This window comes from Streptomyces pseudovenezuelae (assembly GCF_001513955.1).
Classification (GTDB): Bacteria; Actinomycetota; Actinomycetes; order Streptomycetales; family Streptomycetaceae; genus Streptomyces; species Streptomyces pseudovenezuelae.
In genome coordinates, this window is the sequence record NZ_KQ948153.1 from 324,924 (window position 1) to 351,311 (window position 26,388).

Genomic DNA, 26,388 nt, shown 5'->3' on the forward strand with positions numbered 1-26,388 from the left:
CCGCGCTGTCGGGCTCGTGGTGCTGGAGCCGGGCCGGTGTTTCGTGGTGCGGGCCAGGGGCCGGGTGGGAGGCGCTCTCAAGGGGCCGTCGCATGGTCGGGGGCCGTCAGGGTGCTCGCCCGGGGCGGCGGTGGAGCCCGGGATGCGTGACCCGGGTGGGTCCGGGCCGGCGCTTGTGTGGTTCTCGGGCGGGTCGGCGCAGGCGGGCCCGCGGGCGGCTCCCGCCTGGGCCGGGCCGCATTGTCGGGCCGGGGGTCCGCGAGGTGCTCGTCTGGTTCTCGGGTGGGTGGGCCTGGGCCGGTCCGTGTGCGGGCCCCCGCCTGCGCCGGGCCGCGCTGTCGGGCTCGTGGTGCTGGAGCCGGGCCGGTGTTTCGTGGTGGGGGTCAGGGGCCGGGTGGGAGGCGCTCTCAGGGGGCCGTCGCGTGGCCGGGGGTCCTCGCCTGGGGTGGCTGCGGAGCACGGAACGGGCGACCGGCTGGGGCCGGGCGGGTGCTCGTCCGGTTCCCGGGCGGGTGGGTTCGGGGCGGTTCGTGCGTCGGCCCCTGACTGCGTCCGACCGCGCTGTCGCTCTCGCAGGTGCTGTGTCGGGGGTTACTTCTTCGGGGTGCGGTCCAGTAGGGACTCCACCAGGGCGGCCACGTGGCGGCGGTCGTCGGACGAGAGTTTCTGGAGGCTGGCGATCAGGAGGTCCACCTCGGGGTCGGCCGGGCGGGCGGCGGTGCCCTCCGGGCCCTGGCCGGCCGGGGTGCCGTACACGTGGATGCCGCAGGCCTCCGCGGCGGCGCGGCGGACGGTGTCCAACGGGAGTTCCAGGCCCTTGGACAGTCCCTCCAGGGTGGTCGCCTGGGGCATGCGGACGACGCGGTCGGTGGTCGCCAGGTGGTGGACGGTGGAGCGCGGGACGCCACCGCGGCGCGCCACGTCGCCGTAGGACCAGCCCTTGCGGTCCAGGCGCTCACGGATCAACTGCTGGAGTGCGTTGGCCACGGGTGGGTCACTTCCTGCTCGCCGCTCGGCGGAACCTCCATGTCGGGGCCGATTCTACGGGCGGCCCCACCCGCCGCCGAAAGGGTGTTTCCCCGAACGGGTTGCGCAACGGCCCCGCGAGGCCCTAGTGTCCAATCTCGTTGGACAGAACGTCCGACCAAGTTGGACAGAGTCTGGGGGGAACCTGACTCGGTCCGACCGGAAATGCCCATCCCTGAGGGGGAATTGATCATGATGGACGCTCACGAGCTCGAGGCCGAGTCCGCGGAACTGCTGCCGGGCCGCGAGGCCCTCGGCCGTCTGAAGTTCAGCTTCAACAAGACGACCAACGTCACCAAGCACATCGCCAACGTCGAGGCCCACAACTCGTCCGTGGCTGTGAACGACCACTCCTTCGCCTCGGCCGCCGCCTCCCAGGCCGGCCAGGGCATCACGGTCACCCAGTAACACCCGCGCACCACCTCGAACCCGATCCGCATCACCTGAAAGGAAGTCCGTCATGAGCATGGACATGCACGAGCTGGAGACCGAGTCCGCCGAGCTGCTGCCGGGCCGTGAGGCCCTCGGCCGTCTGAAGTTCAGCTTCAACAAGACGACCAACGTCACCAAGCACATCGCCAACATCCACGCGGACAACCAGTCCGCGGCGCTCAACGACCACTCCTCGTACTCGGTCGCCGAGTCGCAGGCCTCGCAGTCGATCGTCGTCAAGCAGTAGCGCCGGCGTGATGACGGCCGTCGGGGTGGGCCGCCCGTACCAGCGGTGCGGTCCACCCCGACGGCCATGCCAGGGGGGAAACGGGGAGGACGTGGGGGGAGACCACATATGACAGTGCTCGGAGACGGGCCCCCGACGCTGTACGACTCGGGGCCGGTGCCCGGGCCGGGCGGCTGGCCGGTGACGTACGAGCAGGTGGCGACGGGCAGCCTGCCGGTCGTCGAACTGCGGCTCGTGCCGCGGCTGAGCGCGGGACTGCGACTGCACGGCGAGTACCAGGGATCGGGCTTCACCGAGCCCAAGTACATCGCCCGTCGGGGGGACGGGCAGGTCGTGCAGCTGTCGCGGCTGCTGTATCTCGTGGCGTCGTCCGTCGACGGCGTCCGGGACACCGAGTCGATCGCCCACCGGGTGAGCGCGAGGTTCGGCCGTGAGGTCAGCGGCGAGAACATCCGCTTCCTCGTGGAGAAGAAGCTCGAACCGCTCGGTGTGACGGTCCCCGAGGGCCAGGAGAGCGACGAGGTCGACGCCCCGCGCTCCGACCTGCTGCTCGCCCTCAAGGGCCACCGGGTCATCTTCGACGAGCGGCGCACGGCACGGATCGCCGGGCTGTTCGCGTGGCTGCACCGGCCGGTCGTGGTCGCGGCGGTGCTTCTCACGGCCGTCGCCATGGACGTATGGCTGTTCGGTTTCTTCGGGGCGATCGAGCCGGTCCTGGAGGTCCTGGACCAGCCGGTGCTGATCCTGATCGTGTTCGCGCTGACCGTGGCCTCGCTCGTGTTCCACGAGTTCGGCCACGCCTCCGCGTGCAGATACGGAGGCGCCCGGCCGGGCTGCATCGGCTGCGGGATCTTCCTCATCTGGCCGTCGATGTACACGGACGTGACGGACGTGTACCGGATCGGACGCGGCGGCCGGATCAGGACCGACCTGGGCGGGGTCTACTTCAACGTCGTCTTCATGCTCGGCATGGCCGGGCTGTACTTCGCGACGGGGGAGCAGTTCTTCCTCGCCGCGGTGTACCTCGGGCACTTCGAGATCCTCGAACAGCTGATGCCGGCGGTACGCCTCGACGGCTACTACATCCTGGGCGACCTCGCCGGCGTCCCGGACCTCTACGGCAAGATCAAGCCGATCCTGCTCGGTCTGGTGCCGGGGAGGAAGGGGCGGGCCGCCCGCAAAGAGGTCGCCGGGCTGAAGAAGTCGGCGCGGACCATCGTGGCCGCGTGGGTGCTCACCATGGTGCCGCTGATCATCGGCGAGATGGGCTACGGGCTGTGGAACCTGCCCCGGATCATCGCCACGATGACCCGGTCCATGGTCGAGCAGTTCTCCGGCACCGGGGCGGCCTTCGCGGACGGCCAGGTCGTCGAGGGGCTCGTCGGGGTGCTGGGCTGTCTGATGCTGCTGATCCCGATGGGCGGTGTCGTCTATCTCTCCGTGAAGATCGGCGGACGGATCTTCCGGGCCGCGAAACGGTCCACGGCGGGGCGGCCCCGGTTGCGGGTGGCGCTGTGCGTGGCCGTGCTCGCCGGGCTGACGGGCCTCAGCTACGCGTGGACGTCCGGGCTGACGCCCCAGCCGCTCCCGAAGAAACCGCCGATCGCGCCGATCCTCCAGCCCGGTGTGTCAACGGAGGAACCGCGGCCCCGGCAGGCCACGACTCCGGACGGCGACGCGTCGACCTCGGACAAGGGCACCTCGCAGGACCCGGCGGGTACGGGTCCGGGCGCGGTGCCGCCCTCGGCGGCGGGCGGCTCCGCGGGCTCGGGCGCGCCCAGCCCCGGGACGTCCACCGGCACCTCGGCGTCCGCCTCACCGGCGGCGTCCGCGGCGGCACCGGGCTCGGCGAGCGGGGGCGCCTCCCGCGGGCCGGCGTCCCCGGCGCAGGGCACGTCGGCGGCCCCGGAAGCGTCCTCCCCGGGCACGGGCCCGACCACCCCCGTCTCGTCCCCGACCCCGTCGGAAAGTATCCCGCCCTCACCCACCGACACCCCGCCCCCACCACCGGCAAGCGGTTCACCGGGGGTGACCTGAGGGGGGGGGCTGGTGCCCGGCGGCCGGGTGGTCACACCGGCCCCACCTGGGCTGGTGCGCCAACGGGCCGTGGGTCACAGCCGGTGGTCGGCGCCGGGGCGCGGGCGGGGCGGTGGCCATCTCCGGGGTGGGCGAGTGCCTGCCTCGGGCGGGCGGGCACGGTCGGTTCGTGTTCCGGCCCGGGAGATCCTCCCGTCTCGGCCGGGTCGGCCCCGCCCCTCGGGGACTCGGCGGTCGCCGTGGGGGTGACGGCCGACTGCGGCCTCGCTCGTCTCCGGGGTGGGCGCGTGCCGGTCCGGGGGCCTGGTGGTCGCCGTGGGGGGACGGCAGGTTTCGGCCTGGCTCGCCTGCCCGGGACGGGCACGGTCGGGCTCGCGTTCCGGCCGGGGCCCTTACGTCTCGGTCGGGTCGGGTCGGGTCGGCCGGCCCGGAGGCCCGGTGGTCGCCTAGGGGTGACGGCTGGCTTCCGCGAGTGCCTGCTCACCACGGGCACGGTCGGGCGCGTGATCCGGACCGGGAGGTCGTCCCGTCTCCGGCGAGGTCGCTCGGCGTGGCCAGGGAGGCCCGGTGGTCGCCGTGGGCCGGCGGGTCGTCCCCGGCCTCGCCCTTCGTCGAGGCGGGGGACGGGCCCGGTTGTCCCCCACACCCGCCCCCCACATCCGTATTCATCCATCCACCCAAGGAGATCCCTTGAGCAGCCACCGAAAACCCCGCACCCCCAGCCCGTTGACCCGCCGTGCCGTTCGCGTGGGCCTGTTCGCCGCCGGTGTCGCCGGTGTGGCGACCGCCGTGCCGGCGCAGGCCGCCACCGGTGGGGCCGCCGTCGGCGCCCCCAAGGTCGCCGTCGCGTCGGACCACGTCTTCAGCCACGCCGACCGCCGCGACCACACGGAGGAGAAGGACTCGTTCACCATCCGCCAGTTCGGCAAGGTGAACGCCGCCTCCGTGCGCAACCAGGCCAACGCAGTCTCGTCGGGCTGCACCGCCGACGACGACTGCCGTTCGGTCGCGCTGTCGTTCCAGATCGTCACGGTCGCGGGCGAGCACACGCGCCTGAACGCCGTGAACCTCAGTGACGCCACCAACAAGAGCTGCACCGGCTGCCAGACCCTGGCCGGTGCCTACCAGTTCGTGGTCTCCACGCCCGCCCCGCTCACCCTCGACTCCGCCCACCGCCGCCAACTTGCCGACGTCCACCGCCGGCTGGACGCCCTGACCCGCTCCGACATCCCCGCGACCGAGCTGCGCACCCGGGCCGACGCCCTCGCCGCCGAGGTCAACTCCGTCCTCCAGGACGCCGTGGCCGACGCCCCCAGGGGCGACGCGCAGGACGACGTCACCATGCACCGCCACCTGGACGGCTGGCCCGGCCGCTGACCCGACGGCCGTCCGGCCCGCGGCAGCCACCCGTGGGCCGGACGGCCGCGCAGCACCGTTGACATCGGCACACCCGCGGCGCAAACTCGGGACACTCAGGTGAAAAAAACTTCACTGTGCGAACACACCCCAAGGTCCCCGAAGGGAACGCCCGATGCGTACCACCGTCGGCATCATCGGAGCCGGCCCCGCCGGCCTCCTCCTCGCCCGGCTCCTCCACCACGCCGGCATCGACTCGGTCGTCCTGGAGAGCCGCGACCGCGCCTACGTCGAGCAGCGCCAGCGCGCCGGGATCCTGGAGCAGGGCACGGTCGATGTACTGCGCGCGGTCGGCGCCGGGGACCGCATGGACCGCGAGGGACTTCCGCACGACGGCATCGAACTGCGCTACGACAGGAAGCGCCATCGCGTCGACTTCCCCGCCCTGACCGGCGGCCGGTCCGTGATGGTCTACGCCCAGACCGAGGTCTGCAAGGACCTCATCGCCCTCCAGCTGGAGGACGGCGGTCCGCTGCTGTTCGAGGCGGAGGCCCTGGCCGTCGAGGGCGCCGACACCGACGCCCCGCGCGTCCGCTTCCGGCACGAGGGCCGCGAGGACGTCCTGGAGTGCGAGTACGTCGTCGGCTGCGACGGCTTCTGGGGCGTGGCGAGGAAGGCGATCCCCGCCGAACTGACCAAGGTGTTCGAGCGGACGTACCCCTTCGCCTGGCTCGGCATCCTCGCCGACGTCCCGCCCTCCCACGACGAACTCGTCTACGCCCGCCACGACCGCGGCTTCGCCCTGCTGTCCATGCGCTCCCCGTCCGTCTCGCGCCTCTACCTCCAGGTCCCCGAGGGCACCGACGCCGAGAGCTGGGGCGACGAGGAGATCTGGGACGAGCTGGAGCGCCGCTTCGAGACGGACGACGACTGGAAGCTGGACCGGGGCCCGATCACGCAGAAGTCCGTCACCCCGATGCGCTCCTACGTCCATGAGCCCATGCGGCACGGCCGGCTCTTCCTCGCCGGTGACGCGGCACACATCGTCCCGCCCACCGGGGCCAAGGGCCTCAACCTCGCCGTGGGGGACGTCGTGACCTTCGCGAGGGCGCTGACGCACCGGAAGGAGACCGGTTCGGCCGAGCTCCTCGACGCCTACTCCGAGACCTGCCTGCGGCGGGTGTGGCAGGCCGAGCGGTTCTCGTACGACATGACGAGCCTCCTGCACCGGGCTCCCGACGCCACGTCTTTCGAGGACCGGATGCAGCTGGCCCGGCTGGAGCGGATCGCCGGGTCGCGGGCCGCCGAGACCGACCTCGCCGAGGGGTACACCGGCTTCCCCTTCGGGTGAGGCCCCTCCAGTGCCGGGAATCACGCCTGCGCGTAGCGTGTTGGCCAGCACAACGAGGGAAGATCCTCCTCAAGCACTAGGGTCATTCCTTTGCCTACCCATTACTCTTGAGGGCAAGGTCCACACACGGTGGCCATGGAGGAGTGAAATGAGGAGCAGCAACCCGGTCTTCTCGCGACGGGGGTTCAGCCGCGACAACGGCTACGCGGGCTTCAACACCGCGCCGCAGGCCGGGGCCGCAGCCGTGGGCACGCAGGGCAACCCCTACGCGCAGCCGCAGGGCAACCCGTACGCGACCAACCCCTATGCCCAGCAGGGCCTGCAGCAGGGCGCCCCGCCGCAGACCCCGGTGACCACCGGCCGGATGACGATGGACGACGTCGTCCTGCGCACCGGCACCACCCTCGGCATCCTGATCGTCACCGCCGCCCTCGCCTGGGCACTGCTGCCCGTCGACGACGCCAACATCGGCCGCTCGTACGGCATCGGCATCGGCGCCGCGGTGATCGGCATGGTCCTGGCGCTCGTGCAGTCCTTCAAGCGCAAGGCGACGCCCGCGCTGATCGTGTCGTACGCCGCGTTCGAGGGCGTGTTCCTCGGCGTCATCTCCAGCATCGTCGACAACCGCATCGCGAGCGGTGCGGCCATGCAGGCCGTCATCGGCACCCTGGCGGTCTTCGCCGCGGTACTGGTGGCGTACAAGGCCGGCTGGATCCGCGTGAACCGGCGGTTCTACGGCTTCGTGATGGCGGCCGCGCTCGGCTTCATGCTGCTGATGGTGGTCAACCTGCTGTTCGCCGCCTTCGGCGGCGGTGACGGCCTCGGCTTCCGCAGCGGCGGCCTCGGCATCCTGTTCGGCATCATCGGCGTGCTGCTCGGCGCGTGCTTCCTCGCCCTCGACTTCAAGCAGGTCGAGGACGGCATCGCCTACGGCGCGCCGAAGGAGGAGGCCTGGCTGGCGGCGTTCGGTCTCACGCTGACGCTGGTCTGGATCTACATGGAGTTCCTGAGGCTCATCGCGATCCTCAACAGCAGCGACTAGCCTCCGCCGGTCGTACGACGAAGGGCCCCGGGTTCCGTACCCGGGGCCCTTCGGCATGTGCGCAGCTCAGAAGTACCTGCGCGCGGCCCTCCTCAGGTCGTACTCGTGGATGATCGCCTTGGCGTGGCCGTACGCGAGGTTGTGTTCGTGACGGAGCCAGCTGACCTTTTCCTCGAAGCGGAAGAGGGCCGGGCCTTCGTCGACGGTGCGGAGCCAGTCGGAGACTTCACGACCGGTGCAGTGGGGAATGCGGGCGAGCAGGTTGCGGTGGGTCTCCTCGGAGAGGACGTGGGACATCGGCGCCTCCGGACGCAAAGGGGATGTAAGCCGGTCCTTCAGGTCACCGTGCCTGAGCGTTCGCCCGTTGGCAACAGTCCCGGTCGGACGCGTACGGTTGCCGAGTGGCTGATACTTCGCGTCTGACCCGGGCTGTGGACCACTTCGCCGACCGCCTGCGGGCCGCTCCGCAGAGCCGGTTGCAGCGGGGCGCCGCCGCCCAGGCGCTGGGACTGGCCCGGGAGTTCGCCCGCCGGACCCAGGTTCTGGAGGAGCCGGGGACCGAGCTTCGCGAGATGCCGGACGCGGGGATGTTCGCCGCCGCCGACCAGATCACCGTGGCCGTGCACGACTTGGCCCTCGTCCTGACGGACGAGGGCCAAGTGGAAGAAGCACTGGAACTGGTGGCGGAGGCCCAACAGCGGGCCGGGGTGTGACTCCTACAGGGACGCTATGACCCGGTCGGCCAGGATGTAGACGTTCTCCTCGCCGCACGCGAAGGTCAGTGTGTACGCGCCCGAGATGCCCGAGCCGCCCAGCAGGACCGGGCTCTCGCCCGCGCGCAGGGCGGCCGACAGACGTTCGGCCGTCTCGCGGTGGCCCGGGGTCATGCACAGGGTCGTGCCGTCCGCGAAGACGTAGACGTCCAGGGTGCCGAGGGGGCCCGGGCGGACGTCGGCCAGCTCGGTGCCGGAGGCGGCCAGGTCCTCAAGGGTGGCCACCGTGCGTTCGTGGTCGCCCACGACCGGTGAACCGACCGGCACGAAGTCCGGGTGGGAGGGGTGACGGCGGCGGGCCGCGGCCAGTTCGGGGCTGTCGCCCGCGAACTCGTCCACGTCGGCCGAGGACTCCGACACCGGCTCCAGGCCCACGAAATCGGCCTGCCGGGGCAGGAACAGCTCGCTGTCGGGCAGCCCGAGCAGCGAGGGCGCGTCGGAGGCGTCACGGGCCTCCTGGGCGGCCCAGAAGGCCCGCGCCTCGGCGAGCTCGCGCTCACGCTCCTCGGCGAGGGCCTCGGCCACGGCGGCACGTATCTCGTCGACGTCGGCGGCAGGACGCGCGGCCGGCACGAGACCCCGTACGGACGCGGTGTTGTCCCTGGCGAGCTCGGCGTGCAGGGCGGCGACCTGTCGGCGCAGCACCATGAGGGTGCGCAGGACGGCGACGCCCACGGCGCCCGTGGCGGCCGTGGTGACCAGCAAGGCGATCGGCATGGCGCTCACTGACGTACTCCCGGTTCAAAGTCGACCCCCGACTTCCTACATCAGCTTGAAGGGCGGACTATCCAGCTGTCAGTGCGTAACGTCACGAATCGGACAGGAACTTGGGTCCGATGTTTGGGGGTGAAGTGGCTCTGAGCTGCGAAAACCCCTGCAGGAAGGGAGATAGGTCACATCCTGAGGGAGATTGGATCACAAATCGGCCCAGAACCTTGGAGTTTCCCAGGTTCTGGGCCAAAGGGTGACACCGAGTCCCCGTGCGGACACGGAGAGTTGGGCGATCAGCTCAGGCGCTCGATGACCATCGCCATGCCCTGGCCGCCGCCCACGCACATGGTCTCCAGACCGAACTGCTTGTCGTGGAACTGGAGGGAGTTGATGAGCGTGCCGGTGATGCGGGCGCCGGTCATGCCGAACGGGTGGCCGACGGCGATCGCGCCACCGTTGACGTTCAGCTTCTCCAGCGGGATGTTCAGGTCGCGGTAGGAGGGGATCACCTGGGCGGCGAACGCCTCGTTGATCTCGACCAGGTCGATGTCGTCGATCGTGAGGCCGGCGCGGCGCAGGGCCTGGTTGGACGCCTCCACCGGGCCGAGGCCCATGATCTCGGGGGACAGGCCCGTGACACCGGTCGACACGATGCGGGCGAGCGGCGTGAGGCCGAGCTCGCGCGCCTTGGTGTCGGACATGATGACGACCGCGGCGGCACCGTCGTTGAGCGGGCAGCAGTTGCCGGCGGTGACCATGCCGTCGGGGCGGAAGACCGGCTTCAGGCCCTGGACGCCTTCGAGGGTGACGCCGGCGCGCGGGCCGTCGTCCTTGGCGACCACCGTGCCGTCGGGGAGCGTGACCGGGGTGATCTCGCGCTCCCAGAAGCCGTTCTTGATGGCTTCCTCGGCGAGGTTCTGCGAGCGGACACCGAACTCGTCCATGTCCTGGCGGGTGACGCCCTTGACCCGCGCCAGGTTCTCGGCGGTCTGGCCCATCGCGATGTACGGGTCGGGGAGCAGGCCGTCCTCGCGCGGGTCGTGCCAGCTCGTGCCCTCCTGGGCGGCGGTGGCCGCGGTGCGGGCCTGGGCCTCGTCGAAGAGCGGGTTGGTGGTGCCCGGGAGGCCGTCGGAGCTGCCCTTGGCGTAGCGGGAGACCATCTCGACACCGGCCGAGATGAACACGTCGCCCTCGCCGGCCTTGATGGCGTGCAGGGCCATGCGGCTCGTCTGCAGCGAGGAGGAGCAGTAACGGGTGATCGTGCAGCCCGGCAGGTGGTCCATGCCCATCTGCACGGCGACGATGCGGCCCAGGTTGTGGCCCTGCTCGCCGCCGGGGAGGCCGCAGCCGAGCATCAGGTCGTCGATGTCGCGCGGGTCCAGCTCGGGGACCTTGGCGAGGGCGGCCTGGATGATCGTGGCGGTGAGGTCGTCGGGGCGCAGGTCCTTGAGCGAGCCCTTGACGGCGCGGCCGATGGGGGAGCGGGCGGTCGAGACGATCACGGCTTCGGGCATCACGGCTCCATTGGCGTTACGGGGGTGTACTTCCGACTGGGCTGCTTGGGAAGTTACCCGTACGTATGGCCTGGGTCACGGGGATGACGGTGTGACCTATGTCTAAGCGCTTGCTTTGCCGTCTCGTCAGACCTCGGACGGACTGGTGGGGGACGGCTCCGTCGCCCTGACCCGCCGCCTGCGCCTGCGCTTGAGCAGTGCCCAGGGTCCCGTCGGACCGGTCGGCATCGCCGCCGCGACCTCCGTGCCAGCCTCCGAGGCCGCTTCCGCCGCCGCCCGGGCCACCGGCAGGAACCCCTCGCGGCGCGAGACGTCCGGGCGGTCCTCGTCGGCCGGCCACAGGCTCAGGGCCGCGCAGACCGTCGGCAGTATCGCCATCGCCGCCGTCGCATAGCCCTCCGCCGAAGGGTGGTAGTGGTCGGGTCCGAACAGCTCACGCGGGTTCGCCTCGAACTCCGGGCCCAGCAGGTCGCCCAGTGACACCGTGCGCCCGCCCTGCTCCACCGCCCCGATGGTCTGCGCCGCCGCCAGCTGACGCGAGGCCCGGCGGGCCAGCCATCGCAGCGGCTGCTGCACCGGCTCGATCGTGCCGAGGTCGGGACAGGTGCCGACCACGACCTCGGCACCGGCCGTGCGCAGCCGCCGTACCGCCGAGGACAGATGCCGCACGGAACGCGTCGCCGGCATCCGGTGTGTGACGTCGTTCGCGCCGATCATGATCACGCAGATGTCCGGGACCCGCTCGGGATCCGCCAGCGTCAGTGCCACCTGACGGTCCAGGTCGTCCGAGGTGGCCCCGGGCAGGGCGACATTGCGGAACTCCACCGGACGCTCCGCCACCGCCGCCAGCCCCGACGCCAGCAGCGCGCCCGGGGTCTGGGCCGCCCGGTGCACCCCCTGGCCCGCCGCCGTGGAGTCACCCAGCATGGTCAGGCGCAGAGGCGGATCGCCCGCGGCGGCGTAGACATGGCCGTACCGGCCCTCGGCGTGCGGGACGTGCGGCGTCGTGCCGTTGCCCACCTGCCGTCTGGCCAGCCGTACCTCCGCCAGCAGCAGCCCCATGGCCGCCGCGCCCACCAGGCCGATCCCGCCGCCGCCATAGGCCGCGCCGGCCGCGATCCGCCGGGCCACCCTCGCCCTCGACATGCTCGTCATACGTCGCCGCCACCTCCGTCGTACCCGCTACACCCACTCCTTGCCCCGCACGGACCGTGGCCCAATCCCAACGGGGAGTGAACGACCTTCATGGCGCCCGATCAGGCCATAGGCTGGCCGGACCACTAGGACCACTTCTTTTGCAAGCATCCGGAGACAACGGTGCAATTCCACGACTCGATGATCAGCCTCGTCGGCAACACCCCGCTGGTGAGGCTCAACAACGTGACCAAGGGCATCAAGGCGACCGTCCTGGCCAAGGTCGAGTACTTCAACCCCGGCGGTTCCGTGAAGGACCGCATCGCCCTGCGCATGATCGAGGCGGCGGAGGAGAGCGGTGCGCTGAAGCCCGGGGGCACCATCGTCGAGCCGACCAGCGGCAACACCGGGGTCGGGCTCGCCATCGTGGCGCAGCAGAAGGGGTACAAGTGCATCTTCGTGTGCCCCGACAAGGTGTCCACGGACAAGATCAACGTCCTCAGGGCCTACGGCGCCGAGGTCGTGGTCTGCCCGACCGCCGTGGACCCCGAGCACCCGGACTCGTACTACAACGTCTCCGACCGGCTGGTGCGCGAGACGCCGGGCGCGTGGAAGCCCGACCAGTACTCCAACCCCAACAACCCGCTCTCCCACTATCACTCCACCGGCCCCGAGCTGTGGGAGCAGACGGAGGGGAAGATCACCCACTTCGTGGCGGGCGTCGGCACCGGCGGCACCATCTCCGGCACCGGCCGCTATCTGAAGGACGCCAGTGACGGCAAGGTCCAGGTCGTCGGCGCCGACCCCGAGGGGTCCGTGTACTCCGGCGGCTCGGGGCGGCCGTACCTCGTCGAGGGCGTCGGTGAGGACTTCTGGCCGACCGCCTACGACCGGACCGTCGCCGACGAGATCGTCGCCGTCTCCGACAAGGACTCCTTCCAGATGACGCGCCGCCTCGCCAAGGAGGAGGGCCTGCTGGTGGGCGGCTCCTGCGGCATGGCGGTCGTCGCGGCCCTGCGGGTCGCCGAGCGCCTGGACGAGAACGGCGTCGTGGTGGTCCTGCTCCCGGACAGCGGGCGCGGCTACCTCTCGAAGATCTTCAACGACGAGTGGATGGCCGACTACGGCTTCCTGGAGGACGAGGGCCCCAGCGCCCGCGTCGCCGACGTCCTGAACGACAAGGTGCACGGCGCCATCCCCTCCCTCGTCCACATGCACCCGGACGAGACGGTCGGCGAGGCCATCGACGTGCTGCGGGAGTACGGCGTCTCGCAGATGCCGATCGTCAAGCCGGGCGCCGGTCACCCGGACGTGATGGCCGCGGAGGTCGTCGGCTCGGTCGTCGAACGCGAGCTGCTCGACGCCCTGTTCACCCAGCGGGCCTCGCTGGAGGACCCGCTGGAGAAGCACATGTCGGCCCCGCTGCCCCAGGTCGGCTCCGGCGAGCCGGTCGGTGACCTCATGTCGGTCCTCGGCTCGGCGGACGCCGCGATCGTCCTCGTGGAGGGCAAGCCCACCGGAGTCATCAGCCGCCAGGATCTGCTGGCCTTCCTCGCCAAGGGCGGGAAGTAGCGGTAAACGTGCGGTGAACCCGGGGTGCCGGCGGCGGACTTGCGGTTTCCCACCGAAAAGGTGGACTTCGCGGAACTGGTACGAGCGTGTCACGTCCACGCAGCACACGCTTAACACGGGTCCGGCACATTGGTGGATGTCGGCAGGGCGGGAGCGGCTCCCCGCCCCAGCCGGCGCCGAAACGTCCAAGGACCTCCGGAGCGGCTCCCGGACCTCCATGGACGCCGGACGTAAGACCTGGCCTGACCCGGTCGACGTCCCTCGCGGGGACCGCCGTCGTCCCGCCCCCCGTTCACGGGGGTGCGGCGGTCCCCGCGATATTTCGTTTCCGGGCGGACGCCCAGGCGGCCCGGCGGGCGGGACTCAGCGGACGGGGCTCGATGCCCAACTGCCCAGCAGCGCCAGCCGCTCCGCCGTCTCCGATCCCGGTTCCGCGGTGTAGACGAGCAGGCTCAAGTCCCCGTCTCCCGGGACACCGAGGGTCTCGTACGGGAAGACGAGCAGGCCCGCCACCGGGTGCCGGACGCGCTTCACGCCGTAGGCGCACTCCTTGACCTGGTGGTCGGCCCACAGGCGGCGGAAGTCCTCGCTCTTGAGGGAGAGTTCGCCGACCAGCGAGGTCAGCTCGCGGTCGTCCTGGTGGTGGCCCGCCAGGACCCGCAGGTGGGCCACGCACTGGGCGGCCACCGCCTGCCACTCCGGGTAGAGATCGCGGGCGGCGGGGTCGAGGAAGACCTGCCGCGGGATGCTGCGCGTCCTGGCGGTCGTGCCGCTGTAGCCGAACACCGCGTCGGCCAGGGCGTTCCAGGCCAGGACGGTCATCCGGCGGTCGAGGACGAAGGCCGGGGTGCGGTCCATGCCGTCGAGCAGCAGCTGGACTCCCGGGCGGACCCGGGGACTGGTGGGACGTTCGGTCTGTCTGCGCGGGCGGGCCACCGCGTGGAGGTAGTCGCGCTCGGTCTCGTCCAGGCGCAGCACACGGGCGACGGCGTCCAGGACCGCGTCGGAGACTCCCCCCGACTTGGTCCGGGAGGGGCCCCCGGGGCCTCTGCTCTGCTCCAGCCGGATGTAGTAGTCGACGCTCACTCCGGCCAGCTGCGCCACTTCCTCCCGGCGCAGCCCGGGCACGCGGCGCCGCCCGTGCGAGGGCAGCCCCACCTCCTCGGGCCGGATGCGGGCGCGGCGTGAGCGCAGGAAATCTCCGAGGTCCCCGTCCATGGGTTCGATGGTAGGGGAGGCGGGAGTTTCGAACCTGGTACTGGCAGACCCAGGAAAAACGCATCCCTGGGTAGGGCGGCCCGGGCGCCGCAGGGTGGTGGACGAGGCCGGGGAGTGACCCCGGCGGACATCCCACCGAGGAGCACATCCATGTCGTACGAGAATCTGGCCGGACGTACCGCTGTCGTCACCGGAGCGGCGAGCGGCATCGGCGAGGCCACGGCCGTGCTGCTGGCCGAGCGGGGGGCGCGGGTCGCGCTGTTCGCGCGGCGCGGTGAGCGGCTGGAGGCGATCGCCGAGAAGATCCGGGCCGACGGCGGACAGGCGCTGGCCGTGGTCGCCGACGTCACCGACGACGCGTCCGTGGCGGCCGCCGTGGAGCGTGTGCACACGGCGTACGGGGCCGTCGACCTGGTGGTGAACAACGCGGGGGTGATGCTGCCGAACCCGATCGCCGACGCCCGGGTCGACGAGTGGCAGCGGATGATCGACACCAATGTCACCGGGGTCCTGCGGATCATCGGCGCCTTCGCCGGCGACCTGAACGCGGCGGCGGAGCAGGGGCGCCGCGCGGACCTGGTGAACGTCTCGTCCATCGGCGCGCACGTCACGGGCTTCACCGACTACGCCGTGTACGGGGCGACGAAGGCCGCGGTCACCCACCTGTCCGCGCTGCTGCGCAACGAGTTCGGGCCGCGGGGCGTGCGGGTCACCAACATCGAACCGGGGCTGACGGAGAGCGAGCTGGCCACCCACATCGACAACGACGGGCTGCGGGAGCAGATCGGCGGACTGGTCGAGACGACGGGCTCGCTGGCGGCCGCGGAACTCGCCGACCTCGTCGCCTACGTCACCAGCCGGCCCCGGCACGTCAATCTGCGCCAGGTCGTGGTGCTGCCGACCGCGCAGGTGTGAGCGCGGGGTCAGCCCTCCCAGTCGCTGCTCCGGGAGGACGGCTTCGCGCGCCGGCCGCGGAAGAGGTCCGGGTTGACGCGCAGGGCCTGGAAGGCGTTGACGCCGACGATGCCGACCCAGGAGACCAGCAGGCCGGGCAGGTGGGCGATACCGCCGCCGATGGCGGAGAGCGGGATCGCCAGGACCATGGAGACGATGCCGAAGCCGTAGCGTTCGCCGAAGGAGTCGGTGGACTTGGGCGAGCGGGCGCTCCGGGCCGTCACCATCTGCTGCTCGGCGAGCTGGCGGCGCAGCCGGCGGTCCACGGCACCGTCGATCCGCTGGTCGACCTTCTCCAGGAATGAGTCGACCAGCGCGGACTCGTACTCCTCGCCCAGTTCCCTGCGGGCCTGCAGGGTGGCGTTGAGTTCCTTCTTGAGTTCGGGGTCCCGCGCATCCATTCCGGTCATGGGATCCACGGTAGGCAGCCGGAAGGCCCGCTGCACTGGGGTTAGCCCCCCTGTTGCGGCGGGGGTCCTTCCCAGATCAGCCCGTGGTCAGCCCGTGCTGCTTCGCATAGGCGTTCGCCACGTCCTCCGGGTCCTTCTTGTCGTTGTCGACCTGGCTGTTGAGCTGGGTGAGCTGGGCCGTGGTGAGGACGTTGCCGAGACGGGCGAGGGCCTTGCGGACGGTGTCGTCGGCCTTGCGGTCGGCGATGAGAGGGACGATGTGCTGGCTGGGGATGAGGTTCTTCGGGTCGGTCAGCACCACCCAGCCGTTGGCGGCGATGTCGGTGTCGGTGGTGAAGAGGTTCGCCACGTCGACATCGCCCTTCTTCAGGGCGCCCTTGACCAGCGGGCCGTCGGAGTCGAGCGACTTGAACTCCTTGAACTCGACGCCGTACACCTCCTTCAGGCCGACCGCGCCCACCCGGCGCTTCTTGACCTCGGGCGCGGCGCCGATGACCAGCTTGCCGTTGTGCTTGGCGAGGTCGGCGAGGGTGACGAGGCCGTACTTCCGCGCGGTCGCCCGGGTGACGGCGAAGCAGTCGGAGTCGGCCGCCTGGCCGTAGGGGAGCACCTGGAGGCCGGCGGGCAGGGCCAGGGTGAGGGCGTTCTGCATGGTGCCGGGTTCGGCGGAGGCGTCCTTGGGGGCCAGGTAGTTGAGGAGGGCGCCCTGGTACTCGGGCAGCAGGTCGATGTCGCCGGCCTTGAGGGCGGGGATCACGATCTCGCGGGTGCCGAGGTTGGGGCGGACCTTCACCTTCACGCCGGCCTGCTGGAGCACCGCCGCGTAGAGGTATCCGAGGACCTGGTTCTCGGTGAAGTTGGCGGTGCCGATGGTGACTCCGCCCTTGCTGGAGCCGCTGCCGCCTGAGGTGGTCCCGCCGCCGTCGAGGGAGGTGATGCCGCTGGAGCAGGCGGAGAGGGCGGGGACGGAGGCCGCCGCGAAGAGGCCGCCGAGGAGGGTGCGTCGGTTCATCTCAGGGGTCCTTACGCGGTGCGGTGTCGGAAGAGGAAGCGCTGGAGGCCGGAGAGCAGCAGGTCGAGGGCGACGGCGATCACGGCGACCAGCACCGCGCCGCCGAGCACCTGCACGAGGTCGCGCTGGGCGAGGCCGTCGAAGACGTAGCGGCCCAGGCCCCCGAAGGAGACGTACGCCGCGATGGTCGCGGTGGCGACGACCTGGATGAGTGCCAGGCGCAGGCCGGTCATGATCAGGGGGAGGGCGAGGGGCAGTTCGACCTGGAACAGGACCTGGTGGCCGCGCATGCCCTGGCCGCGGGCCGCGTCCTTGACGTCCGGGTCGACGGCCGTCATGCCGGCGTAGGTGTTGGTGACGATCGCCGGGACCGCGAGGGCGACCAGGGCGACGTAGACCGGGAGCATGGACAGTCCGCCGGCCAGGAAGACCAGGACGACCAGACCGACGGTGGGCAGGGCCCGGCCGAAGGACGCGAGGTTGATCGCGAGGAAGGCGCCCTTGCCGGTGTGGCCGATCAGCAGGCCGAGGGGCAGGCCGATCGCGGCCGCGACGAGGGTCGCGAGCAGCGAGTACTGCAGGTGCTCGGCGAGGCGGTGGGCGATGCCGTCGGTGCCGGTCCATTGGGAGCCGCTGGTCAGCCAGGTGCCGAGGTTCTTGAGGAGTTCGTACATGTCAGGCTCGCCTCCGCCGCCACGGGGTCAGGACGTACTGGAGGGCCACCAGCAGGGCGTCCGCGATCACGGCGAGCAGGAGCGTGAGGACCACGCCCGCGATCACCGGGGTCGGGAAGTCGCGCTGGAAGCCGTCGGTGAAGAGCTGGCCGAGGCCGCCGTCGCCGATGTAGGTGGCGACCGACACCAGGGAGATGGACATGACGGTCGCGATGCGGACGCCCGCGATGATCACGGGGAGCGCGAGGGGGAGTTCGACGGTGAGGAGCGTGCGCAGCGGGCGGGTGCCCATCGCCTTCGCGGCCTCCTTGGTCTTCGCGGGGACCGAGTCGAGGCCTTCGACGGTGTTCCGCAGCAGCACGACCAGCGTGTAGACGGTCAGGCCGATCACGGTCGTGGTGCGGGTCAGGCCGCTGACCGGCAGCAGCAGCACGAAGATCGCGATCGAGGGGATCGTGAACAGGACGTTCGAGAGCCCGAGCAGGAAGCCGCGCAGGGGGCGGACGCGGTGCGCGACCACGGCCAGGGGGAGGCTGATCAGCAGGCCGAAGAAGACCGCGGAGAGCGCTGCCTGGAGGTGCGAGATCGTCAGGGTGGTCAGGTCGTCGGTGTGGCCGGATATCCACGACCAGTCGATGGTCATACGGCCACCCGGGCTTCCGTGTGGGCCCGGCCGGCGTGCCGGTGGATCTCGTCGCGGGAGGTGACCCCGCTCAGGACGCCGTCGGCGTCGACGCGGGCGACCAGGCCGGTGGGGGAGGCGACCGACTCGTCGAGGGCCGCGAGCAGGGAGTCGTCGTTCTTGAGCGGTCGTACGGGGACCTCGGTGCCGTCGCTCGCCCAGTGCAGGGGCCTGCCCGCCGCGTCGCACACCAGGGACCAGGCGGTCCCTTCCGGCGCGGGGCCCTGCGGGACCTCGGCCAGGGTCGTCAGCGAGAGCAGCTTCAGGCCGCGCTCGGCGCCGAGGAAGTCGGCCACGAAGTCGTCGGCGGGGCGGGCGAGGAGTTCGGCGGGCGGGGCGCACTGGACGAGGTGGCCGCCGGTGCGGAAGATCGCGATGCGGTCGCCGAGCCGGACGGCCTCGTCGACGTCGTGCGTGACGAAGACGATGGTCTTGTTCAACTCCTTCTGGAGTCTGAGCAGTTCGTCCTGGAGCTGGGTGCGCACGACCGGGTCGACCGCGCCGAAGGGCTCGTCCATGAGCAGGACCGGCGGGTCGGCGGCGAGGGCGCGGGCGACGCCGACGCGCTGCTGCTGGCCGCCGGAGAGCTGGTGCGGGTACCGCTTGCCGGACTCGGGGGCGAGGCCGACGGTCTCCAGGAGTTCCGCCGCCCTGGCGCGGGCCTTCTTGCGGCCGTGGCCGAGCAGGAGCGGAACGGTGGCGATGTTGTCCAGCACCGTGCGGTGCGGGAAGAGACCGGACTGCTGGATGGCGTAGCCGATGGAGCGGCGCAGTTCGGCCGCGTCCTGGCGGGTGACGTCCTTGCCGCCGACCTTGATGGTGCCGGAGGTCGGTTCGACCATCCGGTTGATCATCCTGAGGGTGGTCGTCTTGCCGCAACCGGAGGATCCGACGAGGACGGTCACGCCGCCTTCCGGCATGTCGAGGGTGAGATCGTGCACTGCTGTCGTGCCGTTGGGGAAGCGCTTGTGGACCGCGTCGAACTGGATCATGAGATGTCCCTTGCCCGGCTGTATAACGTCATGCAGAGTTCTCGGTACCTGAATAGGTTGTCAACGGTTCGGTGTTAATCCGAGGTAACGGATGACCGCCAGGCAAGATCAGATGTCTGTATTGAGGGGAGTTTGGACTAGATGTCGTCTCGGATCGTGGACACTCCAGATCCCTTCACGGTGGGGCACACCGGCCTGGTGGTCCTCGACGGGATCGGGCTCGGTGTCGCGGACGTCGCCCGCCTCGCCGACGGGAGCGCGCGACCGGTGCCCGGGACCGACGCGATGAAGCGGGTCACGCAGTCCTGGGACGCCGCCCGCCAGATCGCCGCGACCGGACGCGTCTACGGCCGCTCGACCGGCGTCGGCGCCAACCGGAACGAGGACGTGCCCACCGAGGCGGCCGCCGAACACGGGCTGCGGCTGCTGCGCAGCCATGCCGGCGCCATCGGCGAGGAACTGCCCGCCCGGCAGGTCCGCGCGATGCTCGCGGTCCGCGCCAACCAGCTCCTGGCGGGCGGCGCGGGGCTGCGGCCGACGGTCGTCACGGCCCTGTGCGAGGCACTGGAGAGCGGCGCGTACCCGGTCGTCAACGAGTTCGGCTCGGTGGGGACCGGGGACATCGCCGCCCTGGCCCAGGCCGGGCTGGCGCTGGCGGGAGAGCATCCGTGGCGGGGACCGGACGGAGCCGCCGCGGCGCCCTCCGGCGAGGCTGTGCCCGAGCCCCAGCCCCTGGACAACAACGACGCCCTCGCCTTCATCAGCAGCAACGCCCTCACCCTGGGCCAGGCCGCCCTCGCACTGCACGAGTTGCGCGGGCTCGTCGAGGCCACGCAGGTCGTCGGGGCGCTGTCGCTGCTGGCCGTGGACGGGTCGCACGAGGCGTACGCCGCCCCCGTGCACGCGGCCCGCCCGCACCGCGGGTCCGCCGAAGTGGCGCGGCGGATGCGGAGGCTGATCGGGGCCGAGGACCGGCCCACCCCACCGCTGGGCCGCATCCAGGACCCGTACGGCTTCCGCTGCCTCCCGCAGATCCACGGGCCCGCCCAGGACGCGGCCGACGCCCTGGAGGAGGTCATCGCGATCGAGATCAACGCGGCCGCCGAGAACCCCCTCATCTCCCCCGAGGACATGGCCGCCTACCATCACGGCGGCTTCTACCAGGCCCAACTCGCCCTGGCCCTGGACCACTTCAGGCTGGCCCTCACCCAGGTCGCCCGGCTGTCCACGTCCCGGCTCTCCACGCTCAACGAGCCGGTCTTCACCCGCCTGCGGCCCTTCCTCGCCGACCAGGAGCCCGCCTCCTCCGGCGTGATGATCCTGGAGTACGCCGCCGGGGCCGCCCTCGGCGACCTGCGGGCCTTCTCCGCGCCCGCCTCGCTCGGCCACGCTGTACTCTCCCGGGGCGTCGAGGAACAGGCCAGCTTCGCCTCGCTCGCCGCACGCCAGACACTGCGCGTGTGCGGCGCGTACCGTCTCGTCGTCGGCTGCGAACTCGTCGCCGCCGTACGGGCGCTGCGCCAGCGCGACCTCAGGCCCGACCCGGACCTCCCGGTGGGCCGGGCGCTGGAGCTCGCCGAGGCGGTGCTGGCGCAGGACACGGCCGACCGGCCGCTCACGGACGACGTGACGGCCGCGGCCGCACTGCTCGACCGGTTCACGGACATCTGGAGGGGGATCGAGGCATGAGCGACATGGGCGGGGCGGGTGTGGCGGACACTCCCGCGGGGCGGCTTCAGGCACTGTTCGAGGGGCACCGGCTCACACCGACCCAGCGGCGCATCGCGCACAGCATGGTGCGGCGGGCCGGGGACGTGCCGTTCCTGTCCAGCGTGGAGCTGGCCGAACTGGCCGGGGTCAGCCAGCCCTCCGTCACCCGCTTCGCCGTCGCCCTCGGCTTCGACGGCTACCCCGCCCTGCGCCGGCACCTGCGCGAGGTCGCGCCCGCCGAGCAGACGGCCGCCTCCGCGTCGTACAACGAGTACCAGCAGGCCGTCGAGGCCGAGATCGAGAACCTCAGGCACCTCGCGGAGATCCTCGCCGACCCCCGTCCCGTGCAGAGGGCCGGGCGGCTGCTCGCCGCCTCCCGGCCGCTGCCGGTGCTCGGGCTGCGGGCCGCCGCCTCCCAGGCGTACGGCTTCGCCTACTTCGCCGCCAAGGTCCATCCGGACGTACGGCTGCTCAACGAGGGCGGCACGATGGTCCACGACCGGATCGACGCCGCCGTCCGCGCGGGCGCCTCGGCCCTGCTCTGCTTCGCGCTGCCCCGGCATCCGCGCGAGGTCGTGGACACCCTCGCCTACGCCAAGGAGGCGGGACTGAGTGTCGTCACCGTCGCCGACTCCGCCTTCGCGCCGGTCGCCAAGGTCTCCGACCTGCTGCTGCCCGCCGCCGTCGGCACCGGCCTCGCCTTCGACACCGCCTGCGCGCCGATGCTGCTGGGCCGGGTGCTGCTGGAGGCGATGTGCGACGACCTGCCGGACGCGCAGGCCCGCCTGGAGGAGTTCGACGCGCGGGCCGCGGCCCGCGGGCTCTTCGTGGAGTAGGGCCGTTTTTTCAGACGCGTCTCACGTTCGCTCGCTACCCTCCCCGACCGGCAGGACTGTGCCGGGACGACGAGGAGGCGGGACGTGGCACGCGGAGATCGCAGGGTTCAGGGGCTGGCTCGGGTGGCCGTCGTGGTGCGCGCGGGGGCGGCGCCCCTGTGGTGGCTCGGGGTGTGCGCGGCGGGCGTCGGGCTGCTGATCCCGGGCCTGACCGGGCGCCGGATCGGAGTGATGGCGGGCGCGGCGCTGTTCATCGTGGCGGTCGCCGTGGTGTCGTACGGCCGCCGCAAGCGGTACACGACACTGGCGCGGGCGGCCGCCCGTGCCGGGAAGCACGACGTGCTCCAGGACCGGGCGGTCAGCGTGCGCAACTGGCGGCGCGGGCACCGCTGGTGGCTGCTGCTGGCCTGGCTGGTCGCGCTGCTGAGCTCGTTCGCGGTGCCCGTCGCGGGCGGCATGCTGCTCGCCGGGTGCGGTACGGGCCTCAGGCTCAAGGCCGCCTGGCTCGGGCGGCGCGAGCGGGAGGGGGACGCGCTGCTGTGGGTGCGGGTCGACTGGCTCGCCGCGAACGGCGGCCGCCCGGCCGGCAAGGCGGTCAGGGCGTACCGCAACACGGGTATCGCGGCGGGCGACGCGGCCCCGGGAGGAGCGCGCCGCCGCACCGCGGCACTCGTCTAGGTCCGGAGGACCCGGGTCACACCTCCAGGTCGTTCTCGATCTGCCTCAGCTGGTGGCGGGCCATCGCGAGGTTGGAGCGCTTGGCGTCCAGGACCAGGTAGAGGAAGAGACCGTTGCCACCGCGTCCGGCGATCAGGCGGATCAGGTGGTACTGGTCGGACAGGGTGATCAGGATGTCCTCGATCTGGCCCTTGAGCCCGAGGTGCTCCATGGTGCGCATCTTCGCGCGGACCACGTCGGTGTTGCCGGCGGCGGCGACGTTCAGGTCGAAGCCCTTGCTGCCGCCCATGGTGCCCAGCGCCATGCCGCTGGTGTAGTCGACGAGCGCGACGCCGGTCGCGCCCTCGATGGAGGCGAGGGCCTCCTTCAGCGCGGTTTCGGTGTTGGCCATGAATATGTCTCCTCGGTTCTCTAACTTTCGGTGGTGGTGCGGGCCGCCGTCGGTGCGGTGGCCGCGGCGCGGGCGTCCACGGGTTTGGCCCGGGACGTGCGGGCCGCTCTGGCGCGTGCCGGAGCGGGCTTCGCGGGCGCCTTCGCGATGGCTTCGGTGTGCTCGGCGACCACGCTGTCGACGAGCTCTGCGATCCGGGCTCCCGCGCGGCGGCCCTCCAGGTGGAGGCGGCCGACGTTGACCCGGTCCTGTGCGAGCAGCGTGACGACGGCCCCGGCGCCCGCCGCGTACGTGGCGACGTAGCCGTACACGCCCCGCACGAGCAGTTCGCGCAGGTCCCCCTGGCCGGTCACGTCGGCCAGCTGGGCGGCGAGCGCCCGGGTGGTCCCGGTGAGCGCGGCCACCGCCTCCGGGTCGACGCCAGGGGTGTCCTGGGCCAGGACGAGACCGTCGGCGTCGGCCGCGAGGGCGCCGGTGAGCTGCGGCACCCGGGCTCTGAGCCGGCGCAGCTCCTCCAGGATCGCGTCCTGAGCTGCTGCCATCAGGTCTCTCCTCTCGGCGCGGGTCCGCTGCCGCTCAAAGGGCCTCCAGCGCATCCCTGAGCCTCTTCAGCAAGGTGATGTGGGGATCGACGGGATGGACGGGGGTCCCGTCACCCGGCGTCCCGGCCAGAGGCTCGGTGAAGGGCGTCGGCAAGCAGGGCGAGACCACTCCGGCCGCCACCAGCCGCCGTATGTCCACCAGGGTGTGGAAGGCCGGGCGGCCCAGCTCGCGTGCGATCTCCGACGCCGTGCGGATGCCGTCGACCCGGGCCAGCACCGCCCGCCGCCGGGCCGGGAGCGGCGGGGGCGCGGGGCGGTGCTCCCGGGCCAGCGGCACCTCGTCGGGCAGCGCGTCCGGCCAGATGCGGTGCAGCAGGTCGCGCCGGCGCAGGGTCTCGCGCTCCAGGTCGGCGACCGGCACGGGGTGCGGGACGCCGGGGGCGCCGTCGGGTTCCGGGGGTACGTCGGCGGGCGCGTCCGGTCCGTCCTCGGTGCTGTAGCGGAAGCGGCCCGGGGTGCTGCTCGGGGCGAGGGCGAAGTACGCCGCGTCGTACAGCGCGGTCAGCCGGCACATCTCCAGGGCGCCCGGGGTGAGCAGCCCGCCCGCGACCAGTCTGCGGCCCGCCCGGTGCACGGCCTCGGCGCCGGTGAGACGGCGGGCCCCGGTGCCGGTGGCGCCGGTGCTCGCCACGCTCTCGGCCAGGGCCTGCCGCCAGATGCCGGGGTCCAGGGTGCCGTGGGCGGCGAGGAGGACGTCGGCGCCGGGGGCGGCCGGGCTCTCGGCGTGCACCACCTTGCCGTCGGCCAGGTGCAGGGTGCCGCGCTCGCGCACCAGGATGCCGGTGGCGCGCTCGGCGGCCAGCCGGGTCAGCATCGGGGAGACACCGCCCCAACCGCGGTCCAGGGCGCTCGCCTTGTCCCGCACCGGCAGCCGGGGCGGCGGGGTGGCGGGCGTGGCGCGGACCGTGGTCATCCGAGCTCCAGCCGTCCGGCCATCTCACCGAGCCGGATCCGGGCCAGCGCGAGGTTGCCCTCCGCGCGGGCCAGCCACAGGTGCAGGAAGACACTGCTGTCGAAGGACGTCGGCACGAACCGCAGGACGTGGTAGCTGTCCCGGTTGCTGAGGATCAGATCCTCGACCGGCGGGTCCGGCTCCGGTCCCGGGTCCCCCGGCTCGGCGGCCCGGGAACTCCCGGAGGCGAAGGCGCGCTGCTCGGCGGCGAGCCGGGCGAGCTCGGCGGCCTCCGCGGCGGCCGCCTCCTGGTCGCCGCCGGGGGACTCCCCGACGGCGCCCAGGGCCAGCCCGCTCGTCCAGTCGACCAGCGCGGCCCCCCGCGCGCCCGGCAGCCGCATGGCTTCCAGCAGGCACTCGTCGATTCCCTGCACCGTGGTTCCCCTCCCACCTGGGGTTCGGCTGAGTGACGCCGAAACTACGCAACGTGTGCGCGAGGAGTGAGGGATCCGGCATTTTCCGGTGGAACATGCTCGGAGTGGCTAGAGTGGGTCAACTTGCCTGATTCAGGGGGTCATTGACCGGCGGAATCGTCCTGCCTGTCAACGGCTCCCGGGGGCGTGCAGGGTGGTGAGGGCACCGGCGTGCGCCCCTCCGGACTCGGCCACGATCGAGGCGAGCGTCTGGGGATCCCGCACGGTCGCGAAGCGGACCCCTCCCGCCTGGCCCGGGGCGAAGCCGTAGATGCCCGGCCGGGCCAGCGAGTTGTACGCGTAGTGGTGGGCGAAGTAGTACGCGCCCGTGTCCAGCGCCGCCACGTGGTCCCCCTGGCCGAGCAGCGGGAGCGCGCGCCCCTCGGCCAGCAGGTCGCCCGCGAAGCACGCGGGCCCCGCCACGTCCTGCACCACCTCGGGCCCGCTCCTGGGCCGCCCCTTGCTGTCGTACGCCGCGATCCGCAGCGGCCACGAGCCCGGCACGTACACCGTCCGCGTCGCCACCTGCACGCCCGCGTGCGTCACCGCGACCGGCCGGCCGCCCGCGCTCTTGGTGTACTCCACCCGCGCCACGATCGTGCCGTGCTTGGCGAGCAGCGACCGCCCGAACTCGGTGACCAGCCCGTACCGCCCGTCGAGCAGCCCCGGCACCGCCTCCCTGAGCGCCCGCGCGTACTCGGTGTACGTCGGTGCCGTCGCGTCCGAGGCGAAGTTCACCGGCAGCCCGCCGCCGATGTCGATCGTGTCGATCTGCGGCCGCCCGATCCGCCGGTTGATCTCCTCGGCGAGCGCGTACGTCTCCGCGACCCCCTGGGTCATCAGGGAGAGCGGGATGCCCTGGGAGCCGGTGTGCGCGTGCAGCCGGGAGAGCCAGGGCCGGTCGAGGAAGGCGCGCACGACCCACTCGCGCGCCCCCTCGTCCCGCAGCGCCACCCCGAACTTCGAGGTCGCCGTGGCCGTGGAGGTCGCCCCGATGGAGCCGCCGCCGACCTGCGGGTTGACCCGGATGCCGAGCGGGGAGCGGCTGACGGCGGACCGCACGAGGGCGTCGATGCGGTCCAGTTCCTGCGGGTTGTCCGCGTTGACGGCGATCCCCAGCGCCAGCGCCTCCCTGAGCTCGGCCGGTGTCTTGGCGGGCGAGTCCAGGACGGTCCGGGCCGGGGACATCCCCGCCGCCCGCGCGAGCGCCAGTTCGCCCGGGCTCGCCACCTCCGCGCCGATGCCCTCCTCGCGCAGCAGCCGCAGCACCGCGACCAGCGGGGTCGCCTTCACCGCGAACGCGTGCAGCACCGGTGTGCCCGGGGCGGTGACCTCGGCGAAGGCGGCGCGGAGCGCCGCGGTGGACTCCCGGATGCCGGTGACGTCGAGCAGCCCGACGATGGGGGAGTCCGGCCCCAGCAGGCCCTGCTCCACGGCCGCCCGCACCGCCTCGTCCCGGCGGGCGGCCTGCCCCTCGGTGGTGCCGTACTCGTCCATCACGTCCCCGTCCTGCGCGTCACCGTGTCTCGGATGTCCGGCCGGACATCCCTGTCCGGAAACATCCCTGTCCCCCCGACGTGACGCGAGAACGTATTGACTAGTTCTATTCAGAGAGTCAGGATGTGAATATCGGCAGCAACACTCCAGAGCAGAGTCCCCAGGAGGCAGA

28 protein-coding genes are annotated in these 26,388 nt (G+C 72.0%); 12 read left to right on the top strand and 16 right to left on the bottom strand.

What is annotated here, in order from left to right; genetic code table 11:
• Positions 1 to 591: 591 nt before the first annotated feature.
• The gene (locus tag AQI94_RS38170) at positions 592 to 987 is read right to left on the bottom strand and encodes a helix-turn-helix domain-containing protein (RefSeq protein ID WP_031062046.1); all 396 of its coding nucleotides are present in this window, start codon (positions 985 to 987) and stop codon (positions 592 to 594) included.
• A gap of 231 nt (positions 988 to 1,218) precedes the next feature.
• On the opposite strand from AQI94_RS38170, the gene AQI94_RS38175 reads away from it, so the two are divergent.
• From AQI94_RS38175 to AQI94_RS38200, 6 genes are all read left to right on the top strand, one after another.
• The gene (locus AQI94_RS38175; RefSeq protein ID WP_225890394.1) at positions 1,219 to 1,434 is read left to right on the top strand and encodes a hypothetical protein; all 216 of its coding nucleotides are present in this window, start codon (positions 1,219 to 1,221) and stop codon (positions 1,432 to 1,434) included.
• 52 nt (positions 1,435 to 1,486) lie between these two features.
• On the top strand, positions 1,487 to 1,705 hold the full coding sequence (locus AQI94_RS38180) for a hypothetical protein (RefSeq protein WP_062230202.1): 219 nt from the start codon (positions 1,487 to 1,489) through the stop codon (positions 1,703 to 1,705).
• A gap of 108 nt (positions 1,706 to 1,813) precedes the next feature.
• A complete protein-coding gene (locus tag AQI94_RS38185; protein WP_062230204.1) occupies positions 1,814 to 3,742 on the top strand; it encodes a zinc metalloprotease in 1,929 nt (642 codons plus the stop codon).
• Between the two features lie 690 nt (positions 3,743 to 4,432).
• Positions 4,433 to 5,119, top strand: a complete 687-nt coding sequence (locus AQI94_RS38190; protein WP_031060038.1) for a hypothetical protein — start codon at positions 4,433 to 4,435, stop codon at positions 5,117 to 5,119.
• 154 nt (positions 5,120 to 5,273) lie between these two features.
• Complete coding sequence (locus tag AQI94_RS38195; RefSeq protein WP_031060040.1) at positions 5,274 to 6,449, top strand: 4-hydroxybenzoate 3-monooxygenase; 1,176 nt, start codon at positions 5,274 to 5,276, stop codon at positions 6,447 to 6,449.
• A gap of 148 nt (positions 6,450 to 6,597) precedes the next feature.
• A complete protein-coding gene (locus AQI94_RS38200; protein ID WP_031060042.1) occupies positions 6,598 to 7,491 on the top strand; it encodes a Bax inhibitor-1/YccA family protein in 894 nt (297 codons plus the stop codon).
• 66 nt (positions 7,492 to 7,557) lie between these two features.
• Here AQI94_RS38200 and AQI94_RS38205 read toward each other — a convergent pair whose 3' ends face one another.
• Entirely contained in the window at positions 7,558 to 7,788 is a 231-nt protein-coding gene (locus AQI94_RS38205) for a DUF4287 domain-containing protein (RefSeq protein ID WP_007382546.1), read from the bottom strand.
• Between the two features lie 104 nt (positions 7,789 to 7,892).
• On the opposite strand from AQI94_RS38205, the gene AQI94_RS38210 reads away from it, so the two are divergent.
• Positions 7,893 to 8,204: a hypothetical protein gene (locus AQI94_RS38210; RefSeq protein ID WP_078902991.1), complete on the top strand. Its 312-nt coding sequence runs from the start codon at positions 7,893 to 7,895 to the stop codon at positions 8,202 to 8,204.
• A gap of 3 nt (positions 8,205 to 8,207) precedes the next feature.
• On the opposite strand, the gene AQI94_RS38215 is transcribed toward AQI94_RS38210, so the two are convergent.
• From AQI94_RS38215 to AQI94_RS38225, 3 genes are all read right to left on the bottom strand, one after another.
• Positions 8,208 to 8,990 carry a hypothetical protein gene (locus tag AQI94_RS38215; RefSeq protein WP_031060046.1) on the bottom strand — a complete coding sequence of 261 codons (783 nt, stop codon included), beginning with the start codon at positions 8,988 to 8,990 and terminating at the stop codon, positions 8,208 to 8,210.
• Positions 8,991 to 9,268: 278 nt separating this feature from the next.
• A complete protein-coding gene (locus AQI94_RS38220; protein ID WP_031060048.1) occupies positions 9,269 to 10,489 on the bottom strand; it encodes an acetyl-CoA C-acetyltransferase in 1,221 nt (406 codons plus the stop codon).
• Positions 10,490 to 10,615: 126 nt separating this feature from the next.
• Positions 10,616 to 11,644: an SGNH/GDSL hydrolase family protein gene (locus AQI94_RS38225; protein WP_031060050.1), complete on the bottom strand. Its 1,029-nt coding sequence runs from the start codon at positions 11,642 to 11,644 to the stop codon at positions 10,616 to 10,618.
• Between the two features lie 162 nt (positions 11,645 to 11,806).
• Between AQI94_RS38225 and AQI94_RS38230 the strand changes: the two genes are divergently transcribed.
• Entirely contained in the window at positions 11,807 to 13,195 is a 1,389-nt protein-coding gene (locus tag AQI94_RS38230; RefSeq protein ID WP_031060055.1) for a cystathionine beta-synthase, read from the top strand.
• 363 nt (positions 13,196 to 13,558) lie between these two features.
• Here the strand turns inward: AQI94_RS38230 and AQI94_RS38235 are convergent, their stop codons facing one another.
• On the bottom strand, positions 13,559 to 14,413 hold the full coding sequence (locus tag AQI94_RS38235; protein ID WP_031060059.1) for a helix-turn-helix transcriptional regulator: 855 nt from the start codon (positions 14,411 to 14,413) through the stop codon (positions 13,559 to 13,561).
• A gap of 150 nt (positions 14,414 to 14,563) precedes the next feature.
• On the opposite strand from AQI94_RS38235, the gene AQI94_RS38240 reads away from it, so the two are divergent.
• Positions 14,564 to 15,328 carry an SDR family oxidoreductase gene (locus AQI94_RS38240; protein ID WP_031060061.1) on the top strand — a complete coding sequence of 255 codons (765 nt, stop codon included), beginning with the start codon at positions 14,564 to 14,566 and terminating at the stop codon, positions 15,326 to 15,328.
• Between the two features lie 8 nt (positions 15,329 to 15,336).
• On the opposite strand, the gene AQI94_RS38245 is transcribed toward AQI94_RS38240, so the two are convergent.
• From AQI94_RS38245 to AQI94_RS38265, 5 genes are all read right to left on the bottom strand, one after another.
• Positions 15,337 to 15,768 carry a membrane protein gene (locus AQI94_RS38245; RefSeq protein ID WP_037945350.1) on the bottom strand — a complete coding sequence of 144 codons (432 nt, stop codon included), beginning with the start codon at positions 15,766 to 15,768 and terminating at the stop codon, positions 15,337 to 15,339.
• Positions 15,769 to 15,853: 85 nt separating this feature from the next.
• A complete protein-coding gene (locus AQI94_RS38250; protein ID WP_031060066.1) occupies positions 15,854 to 16,789 on the bottom strand; it encodes an ABC transporter substrate-binding protein in 936 nt (311 codons plus the stop codon).
• A gap of 11 nt (positions 16,790 to 16,800) precedes the next feature.
• On the bottom strand, positions 16,801 to 17,463 hold the full coding sequence (locus tag AQI94_RS38255) for an ABC transporter permease (RefSeq protein ID WP_031060069.1): 663 nt from the start codon (positions 17,461 to 17,463) through the stop codon (positions 16,801 to 16,803).
• Position 17,464: 1 nt separating this feature from the next.
• Positions 17,465 to 18,106, bottom strand: a complete 642-nt coding sequence (locus tag AQI94_RS38260; RefSeq protein ID WP_031060072.1) for an ABC transporter permease — start codon at positions 18,104 to 18,106, stop codon at positions 17,465 to 17,467.
• Positions 18,103 to 19,137 (bottom strand): ABC transporter ATP-binding protein, encoded by a 1,035-nt coding sequence (locus AQI94_RS38265; protein ID WP_062230206.1) that lies wholly within the window; start codon positions 19,135 to 19,137, stop codon positions 18,103 to 18,105. Before AQI94_RS38265 ends, AQI94_RS38260 begins: the two co-directional genes overlap by 4 nt.
• Before the next feature lie 141 nt (positions 19,138 to 19,278).
• Between AQI94_RS38265 and AQI94_RS38270 the strand changes: the two genes are divergently transcribed.
• From AQI94_RS38270 to AQI94_RS38280, 3 genes are all read left to right on the top strand, one after another.
• On the top strand, positions 19,279 to 20,826 hold the full coding sequence (locus AQI94_RS38270) for an aromatic amino acid ammonia-lyase (protein ID WP_031060087.1): 1,548 nt from the start codon (positions 19,279 to 19,281) through the stop codon (positions 20,824 to 20,826).
• A gap of 5 nt (positions 20,827 to 20,831) precedes the next feature.
• Entirely contained in the window at positions 20,832 to 21,683 is an 852-nt protein-coding gene (locus tag AQI94_RS38275; protein WP_107064359.1) for a MurR/RpiR family transcriptional regulator, read from the top strand.
• Positions 21,684 to 21,767: 84 nt separating this feature from the next.
• Positions 21,768 to 22,361, top strand: a complete 594-nt coding sequence (locus AQI94_RS38280; protein ID WP_031060092.1) for a hypothetical protein — start codon at positions 21,768 to 21,770, stop codon at positions 22,359 to 22,361.
• Between the two features lie 16 nt (positions 22,362 to 22,377).
• On the opposite strand, the gene AQI94_RS38285 is transcribed toward AQI94_RS38280, so the two are convergent.
• The 5 genes from AQI94_RS38285 to AQI94_RS38305 all read right to left on the bottom strand — a co-directional run bounded on the left by AQI94_RS38285 (position 22,378) and on the right by AQI94_RS38305 (position 26,216).
• A complete protein-coding gene (locus tag AQI94_RS38285; protein WP_031060095.1) occupies positions 22,378 to 22,752 on the bottom strand; it encodes a roadblock/LC7 domain-containing protein in 375 nt (124 codons plus the stop codon).
• Between the two features lie 20 nt (positions 22,753 to 22,772).
• Entirely contained in the window at positions 22,773 to 23,294 is a 522-nt protein-coding gene (locus AQI94_RS38290) for a roadblock/LC7 domain-containing protein (RefSeq protein WP_031060097.1), read from the bottom strand.
• Between the two features lie 34 nt (positions 23,295 to 23,328).
• Positions 23,329 to 24,267 carry a hypothetical protein gene (locus AQI94_RS38295; protein ID WP_062230208.1) on the bottom strand — a complete coding sequence of 313 codons (939 nt, stop codon included), beginning with the start codon at positions 24,265 to 24,267 and terminating at the stop codon, positions 23,329 to 23,331.
• Positions 24,264 to 24,680: a hypothetical protein gene (locus AQI94_RS38300; RefSeq protein WP_062230210.1), complete on the bottom strand. Its 417-nt coding sequence runs from the start codon at positions 24,678 to 24,680 to the stop codon at positions 24,264 to 24,266. The genes AQI94_RS38295 and AQI94_RS38300 overlap by 4 nt, the downstream gene beginning before the upstream one ends.
• A gap of 168 nt (positions 24,681 to 24,848) precedes the next feature.
• Positions 24,849 to 26,216: a type III PLP-dependent enzyme domain-containing protein gene (locus tag AQI94_RS38305; protein ID WP_031050402.1), complete on the bottom strand. Its 1,368-nt coding sequence runs from the start codon at positions 26,214 to 26,216 to the stop codon at positions 24,849 to 24,851.
• Positions 26,217 to 26,388: the final 172 nt, after the last annotated feature.